The 11331-nt window shown below is 32.8% G+C and carries 10 protein-coding genes; 6 read left to right on the top strand and 4 right to left on the bottom strand.

What is annotated here, in order from left to right; all coding sequences use genetic code 11:
* The first annotated feature begins 732 nt into the window (after window positions 1-732).
* From ACO1DI_RS21515 to ACO1DI_RS21505, 3 genes are all read left to right on the top strand, one after another.
* Window positions 733-1437, top strand: a complete 705-nt coding sequence (locus ACO1DI_RS21515; protein WP_423145603.1) for a DUF6944 family repetitive protein — start codon at window positions 733-735, stop codon at window positions 1435-1437.
* A 1354-nt stretch (window positions 1438-2791) separates the two neighbouring features.
* Window positions 2792-3268 carry a DUF2975 domain-containing protein gene (locus ACO1DI_RS21510; RefSeq protein WP_226556637.1) on the top strand — a complete coding sequence of 159 codons (477 nt, stop codon included), beginning with the start codon at window positions 2792-2794 and terminating at the stop codon, window positions 3266-3268.
* Window positions 3269-3278: 10 nt separating this feature from the next.
* Window positions 3279-3500, top strand: a complete 222-nt coding sequence (locus ACO1DI_RS21505; protein WP_226556638.1) for a helix-turn-helix domain-containing protein — start codon at window positions 3279-3281, stop codon at window positions 3498-3500.
* 235 nt (window positions 3501-3735) lie between these two features.
* Here the strand turns inward: ACO1DI_RS21505 and ACO1DI_RS21500 are convergent, their stop codons facing one another.
* Window positions 3736-3921: a gamma-type small acid-soluble spore protein gene (locus ACO1DI_RS21500; RefSeq protein WP_228307909.1), complete on the bottom strand. Its 186-nt coding sequence runs from the start codon at window positions 3919-3921 to the stop codon at window positions 3736-3738.
* A 385-nt stretch (window positions 3922-4306) separates the two neighbouring features.
* Entirely contained in the window at window positions 4307-6289 is a 1983-nt protein-coding gene (mobQ, locus tag ACO1DI_RS21495) for a MobQ family relaxase (protein ID WP_228307910.1), read from the bottom strand.
* Between the two features lie 374 nt (window positions 6290-6663).
* On the opposite strand from mobQ, the gene ACO1DI_RS21490 reads away from it, so the two are divergent.
* The 3 genes from ACO1DI_RS21490 (at window position 6664) to ACO1DI_RS21480 (ending at window position 8291) form a co-directional block, all read left to right on the top strand.
* Window positions 6664-6975, top strand: coding sequence for an NIP7 pre-PUA domain-containing protein (locus ACO1DI_RS21490; protein ID WP_228307911.1), 312 nt, complete (start codon window positions 6664-6666; stop codon window positions 6973-6975).
* 19 nt (window positions 6976-6994) lie between these two features.
* On the top strand, window positions 6995-7408 hold the full coding sequence (locus tag ACO1DI_RS21485) for a hypothetical protein (protein WP_228307912.1): 414 nt from the start codon (window positions 6995-6997) through the stop codon (window positions 7406-7408).
* 190 nt (window positions 7409-7598) lie between these two features.
* Window positions 7599-8291, top strand: coding sequence for a Rep protein (locus ACO1DI_RS21480; protein ID WP_228307913.1), 693 nt, complete (start codon window positions 7599-7601; stop codon window positions 8289-8291).
* 391 nt (window positions 8292-8682) lie between these two features.
* Here the strand turns inward: ACO1DI_RS21480 and ACO1DI_RS21475 are convergent, their stop codons facing one another.
* Together ACO1DI_RS21475 and ACO1DI_RS21470 are read right to left on the bottom strand one after the other, a co-directional pair.
* Window positions 8683-9351, bottom strand: coding sequence for a hypothetical protein (locus tag ACO1DI_RS21475; RefSeq protein WP_228307914.1), 669 nt, complete (start codon window positions 9349-9351; stop codon window positions 8683-8685).
* A gap of 719 nt (window positions 9352-10070) precedes the next feature.
* Entirely contained in the window at window positions 10071-10610 is a 540-nt protein-coding gene (locus tag ACO1DI_RS21470) for a shikimate kinase (RefSeq protein ID WP_228307915.1), read from the bottom strand.
* Window positions 10611-11331 lie beyond the last annotated feature (721 nt).

Below are 11331 nucleotides of genomic sequence, written 5' to 3'. Positions count from 1 at the left end.
TGAAATGCTTTAATTGATGCTATGGGTCCTAATATAAAAAATGTTCAAGGTCTAAACTAGTAGTCAAATTAGAATATCTCATAGATACAAAAAAGGGTATAAGAACAATTGTATTTTTCTTATCTGTAGCACAACATTTAAGAGAACAAAACTTACTTGTAGCTCGTATTGGTTTATATTCTTTCCTACAGATTTTACATTTTTTAATTGAATGTTTGATATATGCCTTTCCTTTACACTTCTGAGAACAATATTTTGCATTTTTGTTATAACTTTTAAATTCAGAATCGCAAATCTGACAAAAAAATTGAGCCAAGTTGCTAATCACTCCTGCTAATAATGGTTGCAATTGTAGTATACAAAATGAATTTTAAAGCTTGTTGCTAATGAAGTCCATTATGATAACTAGGTTTGTATGTGATATGCAGTCGAAAAATAGAAAAAACTCCTGGTTCCTGTTCAGGAGTTTTTTCATGGATTATGGCGAGATGATGATATGAATCATCTTGGATAGTGTTCTCGAGAAGTGAAGTTTTATTCGTATAGGCAAGTTACCTATATGATTATTAGTGAATACAATAATATAGGCTTATACTTTGCTCTTAGTATTAAGTTTATTGCCCTAGAATCCTTATATTTTGTTTTTTTAAAAAAAGTACCCTTTGGATTTTAGATTCTAATGGGTACTTTTTATTATCAGAAAGTATGTCTTTAACGACAGGATAGATCATTATGGATAATCAGTTAAAAGAAATCTTTGGTGCTTGGTTAGCAGCTATTGGAACCGTTACAGCTGCTGTAGGCAGTACTCCCTTCCGTTCATTAGGAAGCAGTTTCAGAAAAGATTTAAATTTGATAGGGAATGAACTACAGGCCGTGGGAAACGCTCTAGAGGCTGATGGACAAGGAGAAGAGAATCTTGAGAGGCTTGGAAATGAACTTCAATCTGTTGGGAATGTGACCGTAATTTCTGGGCTTGTCGTGGATTTTAAAGATACAACACAACAGAAACTGATTATTAGTGGAAATTGGATTCAAGCTTTAGGTGGAGCTACTGCTTTAGGAGATGAATTTCAAGATACGTCAAATATAAATGAAATCTATAATATCATTGGAAATTTACTTCAAGTTATTGGAAATTCACTACAAGCTTTAAGTGGTATAAATGAATTAAAAAGCAATTATATAGAGAATAAAGAAACATCTAAGAAAAAACAAGATAATCATAACACTATATGGTCATTAGATGTTGTGGGGAGTTGGATTCAGGCAATTGGATCTGTTATTTCATTAATTGGACAGATTCAAGAGGAAAGTGAAGAACAAAGCAATGAAGACGAAGAAACTGATTCTACAGATAATGATCAAAAACAAAACAATGCCTCACAAGAGGATAGGAGGAGATATGAGGATGTCATACCAAATAAATATTTTTAATATGGATATTAACTATTGCAGTAAAGATGGAAACATTAATGTAAATGGTGCAATAAATGTAAATGACTACTTAAAGGATAAAGGCAATAATATAAATTCTTCAGCAGCTAATAATCAAAAGTAGTAAATTTTTATTTTCTAAATGTTTAAAGTGACTGTTAGAATCAAAATTTCTAGCAGTTACTTCTTCTTATAAATTTGAAGATTACAAATAGAAACTAGAAGAAGCCACTGGGACTAGCAGTAGTTTCTTCTAGTTCAAACTATGTTTTTATTGATGACCTTAATCATCATGAGTAGTTCAGGTTGTTTATTTTTATGTTTCTTTATAGTTTTGAGTCTTTTTACTTCTTCATTCCTCTATACTTACAGGGTTATAACCGTAAGCATTAGCAAGATCAGTGTAGATAGAGAATATTAAAACGCTAATCCAAATTGCTCCGCCAATTAAATAGAACAGATATTTAAATAGATTTTTCATATTTTGATTCCTTTCAACAAAAGAAAAAAACACTTATTTCTTCAAGTGATTTTTTCTTTTTTAATGCGCATTCATGGATACTAAAAGCTTCTTCTTTTTTAATTTGTGTTGAATATGTTTTTTAATTCATCCAAAACAGAAATAACACTTGATCTTATGAGACCAAGTGTTATTTCTGTTTCATTTTGTAAGGTTGTTTAGTCTTCTTTTTAAATACTATGTTTATTTTGGATAGAGCATAACTTTTACTTAATCTTACATAAAAAAACCATCCAATAGTCTTGTTTCCTTTAGGTACACGTGCCTTATATCCCGCATATCATGTTAATGTGACACGAATATTTCATTAAATTGGTACGCTCCTTAGACATGTCCCTATTGGTCAGAGTATTGTTTAATTGGAAAATTTCATTCTTGAAAAAGCTCAAAGGTTCTTTGAGCTTTTTTTATCTATGGTTCTATATTTGAGTGTTTCTTTTAGCAGGAGATATTATTTTGTGTTTAAATACTAGCACTATATTTTTAGAACAAAAAGAAATGCGAGTAGAACAAAAGCTAACTCATAATGCAGGAGCAGCTAGTATTAGCTAGCTAAATGAAAGTGAAAGTATAAATGCTAGCTTTTTAAAAGATAGTACAAGTACTAGCAAAGTAGATGTAATTGATTTCTTAATCCATCATCCAAAAGAACGTTCAAAATGAGTGTATTGAAGTTGTTAATTTGATGATTTACTTATTTTGAATAGATTACTCAAGGCACAAATAGATATAAATAAAACAACAATAATTTTATATTTAAAAATAAAAATTTATTGTTAAACAACAAATTAGATGTTATAGTTTATTTGAAAACAAACATGTGAGGTGTATTTTATGAAAAAAGGTTCAACATTATTTCTAAAAATTGCAGTTTTACTAATGAGTATTCCAGTTTTTGCTTTATGTATATTTGGCATTATCCACTTAGCAAACAATCCGGCTAATCCTGAATATGCATACCTACTATACCCTGGTGTATCTATTATGTACGTATCTGCAATACCATTTTTTATCGCGCTGTATCAAGCTTTTAAACTTTTAACTTATATCGATAAAAACCAGGCGTTCTCTCAAATCTCAGTAAATGTTTTGAAGAAAATAAAATACTGTGCGAGTACAATTAGTATTTTATATGTAATTATGTTCCCTTTTGTCTTCCTTATGGCTGACAAAGATGATGCTCCAGGCCTTATAGTATTTGGTATGGTTCCTATTTTTGCTTCTATGGTAATCGCAGTGTTTGCTGCTGTCCTCCAAAAACTTTTAAAAGAAGCAATTAATATAAAATCAGAAAATGACTTAACGGTCTGAGGTGATTAAAATGGCCATTATTATTAATATTGATGTCATGCTAGCTAAAAGAAAAATGAGTGTAACAGAACTTGCAGAAAGAGTTGGAATAACCATATCTAACCTTTCTATATTGAAAAATGGAAAAGCAAAAGCAGTTAGATTTTCAACACTTGAAGAAATTTGTAAAGCATTGGATTGCCAACCAGGAGATATTTTAGAATATCAAGCAAATGAGGAAAAAGAGGATTAATATATTTTCCTGATACTTCGTTTTATTTCAGATCAAAAAACAAAAAAGCTATCCTAAGGGCTGATAGCTTTTTCTATTTGTACATTAGATTGTAAGTGGAGTTTACAATGCTTATCTAGTAGTTTGTTCAAAGTTAGAGCTAATATGTAACATTTTTGTGGTAATTAAAAGAAGATTGATTATACCAAAGGGTTCTTCCATAGTCATTGGAAGAACCCTTTTCATTTACACTCTGTTATTTACTAGAATTTTGGTTTTTATTTGCAGAAGCTTGAGCGTTTTGACGTTTAACGTGTTGTACGTCAGTTTCGCTTGCAAATTCTGTACCGTATTTGCCAGAAGAAGCTTGAGCATTCTTTTGCTTCACGTGTTGAATATCAGTCCCTGAAGCAGTCTTGTTAGCATATTTGTTGTTTTCCATTGCTATCACCTCCACAAGAATTAATATATCCAAGTGGCTGTGCAGTATCCTTAAAAGTATTTGGTAAGAAAAACTTGAAAACTTTATAAGAATCTGGGCACATACTATAAAAAACAAGCTTTAAAAGCTATATTCAATAAACTTTAAGTTGATTTAAGTTGCCTTAAGGCAACTATTTTTTTGAATAAAAGAAATAGAAAGACCTGCTGTTTACTCCCAGCAGGTCTTTCTATCAGGTAACACGTACAAGAAATTATTATGGACGAGATATTTATTGGAAATATCGTAAATAGTTTGTTCAAATATTTTATATACTATACAAAGTCAGTAGCATAAACACTGTTTCTAAGTCGCACCTAGCTTCCTTAAAAACGATTTTTAACGATTAAAGGCTAAGATCTGGACCTTGATTTTTGTTTCTATTTATAGAGCTGCTTCTGAATCTTCTAAGGTGTTTGCTTTGTTGTGCTTGTTCCTCACTACGTGTAGCTTGTTGAATCGCATTAAAGATGCCTGAGACTGTTTCTATGATGTGCTCTTTAGTTTTTATCTGCTTTTCTATGGTTGGGATTACTTCTTGCTCAAGTCCTCTAATTTCGCTTTGTCGCTTGTTTAAATCATCTAGCCCTTTATATCCTTTTTCTTTAAGATTTTCTCTGTAATGCTTCGCCTCATGTTGCAATTCTTCATAGTGCTGACGTGCTTTCTTTGAAACCAAGCGTTTAGCTGCTTCGCCAGGGCTGTTGCTTAAGGTATCAAGTTCTTTTTCTGCTTTTTCAAGGCTAGTAACTTGGCTTTTTATATTATCTAGATGATCTTTTTCCGTCTGAAAGATTTTTAGGTCTTTCTTTAGCTTGTATAGATCGTCTTGTTGATTTTTAATTGCTTTTTCAATGACTTCTAACGTTACAGGAGTCTTTTTGGCCATATCTATATGTTTCTCTAGTTTTAATGCATTCCCATAGCTTAAATATTTTCCAGCTATCTTTAAATCCGGATAGTGAGAGCTCACTTCACGAATTTTAGCTGTTTTAATGGCTTCCTCAGCTTGTAACAGTATTTTTGTTTCCACTTGAATTTGCTTTTTCTCGTATTTAATTTGATGCAGACGATCCTCTTTCTGTTGGGAGAAATCTCTATAGCGTTCATAGAATTCTTCTTCATTTGAAAAACGAAGAGATTCTTTGTATTCTTTGATGCTGCTTTCATAGTTTGCTTTATTGCCTTCTAAATCAGAGATTTTATCAAGGTAACGACGTTTCATCATATTATTTTCTTTCATTTTAAACGGATTGAGTGATCCCTTGAGTTCGTCTACTTTCTCTTCATTCTGCTTAATTTCACGTTCCAAATCCTTAACACGGTCATAAGAATTACTGACGTTAAGGAACTGTTGTTGTTGAACATGGAAATGACGTTCAATTGGGTCGTGACGATTGCTCATTTTTCGTAGTTCTTCATGGCGGTTGTAGACACCTTCCAAGGAAACGACTTCTTGGTTTAAAAGAGAGGCAGCCTTTTGAATCTGTGTTTTCTCAACATCTGTAGAGAAGCTAAATTGCTTCTCTTTTTCTTTCATTTTTTGTAGATGAGCTTCTTTTTGGTGGCGGTAAGCCTGTAGGTCTATAACGACTTGGTTATACTCTTGGCGCTCTCGGTTAACTTGGCCACGCTCGCTTTGCTTCCCTTTCTTCTCCATATCATGAGCCACATGCCCTAAGTGAATGGTTGGAAGAACTTCAAGTCCACGCTTTTCATGAGAAAGGTGCGTAATACGCTCTTTACTTTGGGCTTGTTCTAATGCTTGGTTTGCATAGTTCGCCCATTGTTCACGAATGGATAGGCAACCTTCGCTATTTTTGACGTACCCACGATTATTTTCTTTTGCATTGGCAAAATCAGCATTCCAATCACGATTCTTTTTGCCAAAGCCATCTTGTTCTAAGTTTCTCATTGTTAACATGATGTGAGCGTGAGGGTTATTTACATCGTCACGATGGATAGCGATGTCGGCCACCATTCCTTTTTGAACAAACTCATATTGTGCAAAGGACTGAATCAGTTCTTTTTGTTGCTTACGATCTAATTCAATAGGCAAAGCAATGTTCAGTTCACGTGCTAGTTGTGAGTCTTTTCGCTTCTCCACTTTTTCAATTTCGTTCCATAAACGATTACGGTCTTTCATCCATTCTGGCGCATCGGAAGGGGTCAGAATCATGGTTTCTGGTTGTACATGGCGAGCATAGAACTTTTGCTCGTCCGTACGTTCATCATGTAGTTTTTCGCCACTGCGATAAGCAGCTGCAGCGACAGCTGATTGTCCTTTTGAACGGCTGATAATTTGCATCGACAGATGGTAAATAGCCATGATTCTTTCCTCCTTACTTGTAAGTATTTTTGTTTTTGGAATAAGTTGATGAGAGCACAAAGTGCGTTAATCAACGTTTTTGATGAAAGCATCATCATGAACACCAAAGGTGTCAGATGGTGATTTCATCTTTGCCGATAGGCAAAAAGCTTTTATGTAATTCGCCATTTAGGCGAATGGGTCTTTGGTTTTGTCTTTTTGTTCCGAAGGAACCGCACACATCGGTACGATGTATAAGTGCGCCCTTATCTCTTCGATCTAAGGGAATTATACCACATCCTGGTGAGAGAATCTATGCTAAGGATACCAATTTATCTCAATTTTTGATATAATCCATTTAAACATTAGAGAACAAGAAAAGGAGATGATGGCGGGTGCCCAAGAAGCGAACAGATGAAGAAATTCTTCAGGAGTTAGAAGAGAAAATTGAGAAGATGAAAGCGAAGAAACAACAAGTTGAAGCGCGTAAAAAGGAAAAAGAGAGAAAAGAAAGAACAAGACGACTGATTCAAGTCGGCGCGATCTTTGAGAAATATTTTGAGATTCAAAGTGAAGAAGAAGCAGAAAAGATTGCGAAGGCATTACAATCTTATGTAGGTAAAAACAAAGATAAGATTTTAAATCATGATGTGGTTGTAAAAGAAAAAAAGAAAGCAGCAGCCGAAGTAGCTGTTTCTGAAGAATAAGGATCTGTAGGAGCCTATGATGAAATGTTCATATTGTAATTCAGAAAATAATCTTAAGGATGAAGCATGTTCTATTTGTGGAGCAGCTTTACATATAAAGCGTCCTCAACTTAAGGAATATGTGAGTTTACAAGATTCAGCTTTGTCATTCCAGGAGCTTCAAAGTTTTCATACTTATGATTTATTAATCTTGCTTCGATTAGTTCGAGAAGAGCGTTCAAAAAGCTACAATTTGATGAGAACGGTTCAGAAAGCTCCAGATGGGGCTGAGATTGATAAAAGTGTCATAGAGTTCGGAGAAAGCGAATATCGCCTTTATACGGCTCGTATGAAGCTCATAGAGGGTCTTTTGGTAGATCGGATGGGGTACAAGCCTAAGCGAGTGGATGATAAGCTGCTTGCAACATTAAAACATCGAATGGAGTCGAAATAGCCTTGCATTCATGAAAGATTTGGTAGAAAATTAGACATAAGAAAAAGCCCTCAAGTTTTGGTCGACTCGGAGGACTTCTTCTTAAACAAATATTAAGGAAGGGGTTAACCTTCTATTGTACATATTATTATAAAAGCATTATAACATAAGTTGGTTAATTCCTTCCACAAAAACCGGGGGAATTATAAAAATGAAAAAAGTAAGTGATTTACAAAATTCGTTAGATAAAGCTGAGCAAAAAGCCAGACTAAGAGACTTTGAAAAAGATCAAAACTCCTTTCAAAAAGCAGAAGATCTAAAAAAATCATTATTAGAGCAATTAAAAGAAATTACAGGTGAAGACCATTTTGTTGGAACTAGTAAAGATCCATTTGCAGGGGAGCCATTTAATCAGACTATGCATAGGAATTTAGATTTATTAAATCAGATTGATTATTTAACACAAGCTGAAGGGGATTTCTTATTTAGAATTCAACCATATTTAGAATTTAAAAGTAATGCAATTATTCGAAGAGAAGATAAGTTTAAAAAGAATAAGAAGAATACTGTAGATCTTGAAGATGATTATGAACTTGTTCAGTCCGCAACAGTTTCTGATATTGCTGAAATGATTGGTAAAACAAGAGCCAATACATCAAAAATAATGCAATCTTTAAAAGAGAAAGAGATTTTACTTAATCCAGAAGGAGCAGGACAAATAATCGACAACGGACGTACTGTTAGTCCGCGCACATGGATTGTAAATCCTTATATTATGATTTGTGCGCCACGCAAGAACAAAGTTCAATTAGATAGATTAACGATGCGTTTATTCCAAAACTCTCTAAAAAACCTTAAGGATCAAAACGGTAAAAAGGTAAAATTACCAGCTAGATTCTTTTAATACTATTTTTCTTTAAAAAGCACTTTGAAAAATAAAGTGCTTTTTTATTTTGTTAAATATTAGGTGTATCGAAAACGATACATTTCCGTTTGTTTTTGTATCGAAAACGATACACCCCTAAAACTGCCTTCAGACTAGTCATATCAAGGGTTTGGAGTGAATTTTTGTTTTGTTCCCTATTATCACTATTATTTAATAGCAATTCGCTGTTAGAATTGCAAGGGTCTTTTTATACTTTTTTCGTTTTAAAAAATCAGCCATTAAGGCAAGATGGCCGCCTCAAGGCGGACCAATTTTTATGTTCTTAATGTATGATTCATCAGGCACACATTTAGTTTTAAGCTTGAAATTAAAAGGCCATCTCTATAGACAGCCTTCCAAACCATTTATTTTACTTACCTAATAATCGAGCAAAAAATCCTTTTTTCTGTTCTTCTTCATTTTGTTGTGTAGCAGCTATTTCTAAATATTGCTCTTGCTGTTGTTTTTGAGAAGAACGTATATATTCCATCATTTCTTTATCTCGATTACTGATTCTGATGGCCAAGCGTTCTTCAAGTTCTTTTAACTGTTTGTTCATCTGTTCCTGTTCTGAGCGTCTCCTGTTCTCAGACTCTTCTAAAGAAGTTTTATAATGATCTAACATTTCTAATAATTTATTATTAATAGATTGTTGCTGTTCAAATTGATTTTTCATTGTATTTAATACAGCATCTGTTGTGCGATTGTTATGTTCTTGGGTCACACTTAACTCACGGTTATTTTCTTCTTTTTTTAAGTGTTCCTCTTGTGTTCCTGATGAGGAACGGTTTCTGTCAAATCCTTTTATAACAGTCATTGCAGCTATCTCAAGAGATAATTTTTTTTCTTGAATAGCATATTTCAGATTTGATAATAAGGACTGATCGGTAACAGAATAGTAACGTTTTTTTCTGTTATCTTTAACAAACTCATATCCATGCTTTTCTAGCTCGATACACCATTTTCTAATATTACTGGAAGTTGTATTTAATCGCTTGGCCATTTCTTCAGCGTTTATCGTATCCTGCTTCTCATTCATACTTGGCCTCCGTTCCTAATGTGTGATCGTTGTGATCCTTTTGTGTTCTTTATATAATACAATTTTATTTAAATAAATTCGAGAGACCTTTGTTATATCCTTTAGCTTAGTAAAATTTAAAGTGTAGTTTTGTACAAGACTCTAACTTGTCCGTTAAAAATAAAAGAGCAATCTCGGCATTTGCAAGCGAGATTGCCCTTTCATAAGGGTTTGTCCATACGTATTCTAAGTATGGAACATAAGTAGATTACTATGTTATGTACTCAAGACTATCTTGAATGTGCTGCTATATATACAAAATAAAAAGAGCAACCTCATCTTTGTCATAGGAGAGTGAGGTTGCCTTCAAATACGTTGAAATCTGAAGTAATGACTGCAACTATAACATATATTGGATATTAATGCTAATTTAAAGAAATTACACATATGAATAAAAGGTGCACTTTTTATTCATTCTTTCTCAACTTATCCTTCGACGAAAGCCTTTCACATCAAGGATGTATAAAAAGCTGCATAATTCATGAAGAGTGCCTCTTGAAGAACCCTTACCTACCAAGGGTTCTCTTTTTGTATGTGTTCCGGAAAGAGTCATTATGTTAACTAACTTTGTATATCATATACAGCTTAAAAATAAAAAAACTCCTGCTGTTGGCCAGGAGTTTTTTCAGTAACGTATCAAGTTATTAAAAGTGATACCTCACGTATCTTGAGTAGTTTGCTCAAATTATTGTTTGATATTCAGATTGCTTATTAATAGGCACTGTATTCATGTTAATTTGTCTCAATACATCTTCATATTTGAAATCCTGATCAATCTTTAGGATTATTTTTTTAGGTTCATTTTTATATTTCTGGATTAGCTTTAATAGCAATGGACGTACATGTTTATCGAATATGTTTAACTTTGTTACGCCTCGTTTTAAATTTTCTAAATTACTTGAACCTAATCTTTTATGACATCTCTCTAAGCAAACTTGAAAAGGTACGTCTAGAAAGATAATAATATCTGCTTTTTTAAATCTTTCTTCATAAGTTTCTTTATAACCCCAACCTTCTACTACCCATGTGTCTTTATCCAATAATTTGTTTAATTCTCTTGAAAAATGTCTGATTTGTTGCCTGGTAGGAGAAGGAGTTGTTTTTAAAAATTTTAGTTTTTCATCCATTTCAAAGAATGGAAGTGAAAGATCTTGGCTTAACTTTTTCCCTAGAGTAGTCTTTCCTGCACAACCATTTCCAATAATACATATCTTAGACATGTTTCACCCTCCTCTTTGGAATTGACAGTTAAATTACTGTCCTAATCACTGTTATGTATATGTCCATTATCTGGGACATTATTATTTTTCTAGAATCAATATAAAATAACAGCAGGCTTAATCCTGCTGCTATACTAAGCATTTACTTCTGGTAAATGGTTTTATGTTAACTAAGGCTGTATACCATATACAGCTTGAAAACAGAAAAAACTACTAGCCCATTAAGGACCAATAGTTTTTTCATGACATAAGTTAGTTGTGATGTTTTTATACATCTTGTGTAGTTTGCCCTATGTAAATAAATGCATTCACAGAAAGTAGTCTCTGTGAATGCATTTATTTACATAGGAATCATTTTATCTTTTATGATCAAAAACCGTATGATTAGTAAAGTGAGCGTAACTAATCGTACGACTTGTATTATCTATGTTTGATGAACAGATTAGTTTTCTTTTTACAAAGTACATTATAAAAAAGAAAAATGAAAATATGATGAAAATACAATGAGTTATATAGCTTTAAAAAATAAAAAAATCAAACATGTTGTCAACTAGAATTTGAAGTATAAGAAAGAAAAAAACTCCCCATGTGGTAGGGAGTTTTTTTCTAAGTATCGAGATATTGCGTTCAAAAGGATACTTTAGGTATCTTCAACAGTTTGTTCAAAATTTGTAGAAGGTATACGAACTTTAAATAGTAAATTTGCATTTAGTAAAGTGTA

The organism is Priestia sp. 40, from assembly GCF_049368575.1.
GTDB classification, from domain to species: domain Bacteria; phylum Bacillota; class Bacilli; order Bacillales; family Bacillaceae_H; genus Priestia; species Priestia zanthoxyli.
Note: the sequence above shows the minus strand (reverse complement) of the source record. Positions and strands in the feature narration are given on the sequence as shown.

Coding starts and splice junctions, on each gene's coding strand:
- ACO1DI_RS21515 (WP_423145603.1), top strand. CDS start 733: ATGGATAATCAGTTAAAAGAAATCTTTGGTGCTTGGTTAGCAGCTATT.
- ACO1DI_RS21510 (WP_226556637.1), top strand. CDS start 2,792: ATGAAAAAAGGTTCAACATTATTTCTAAAAATTGCAGTTTTACTAATG.
- ACO1DI_RS21505 (WP_226556638.1), top strand. CDS start 3,279: ATGGCCATTATTATTAATATTGATGTCATGCTAGCTAAAAGAAAAATG.
- ACO1DI_RS21500 (WP_228307909.1), bottom strand. CDS start 3,921: ATGGAAAACAACAAATATGCTAACAAGACTGCTTCAGGGACTGATATT.
- mobQ (WP_228307910.1), bottom strand. CDS start 6,289: ATGGCTATTTACCATCTGTCGATGCAAATTATCAGCCGTTCAAAAGGA.
- ACO1DI_RS21485 (WP_228307912.1), top strand. CDS start 6,995: ATGAAATGTTCATATTGTAATTCAGAAAATAATCTTAAGGATGAAGCA.
- ACO1DI_RS21480 (WP_228307913.1), top strand. CDS start 7,599: ATGAAAAAAGTAAGTGATTTACAAAATTCGTTAGATAAAGCTGAGCAA.
- ACO1DI_RS21475 (WP_228307914.1), bottom strand. CDS start 9,351: ATGAATGAGAAGCAGGATACGATAAACGCTGAAGAAATGGCCAAGCGA.
- ACO1DI_RS21470 (WP_228307915.1), bottom strand. CDS start 10,610: ATGTCTAAGATATGTATTATTGGAAATGGTTGTGCAGGAAAGACTACT.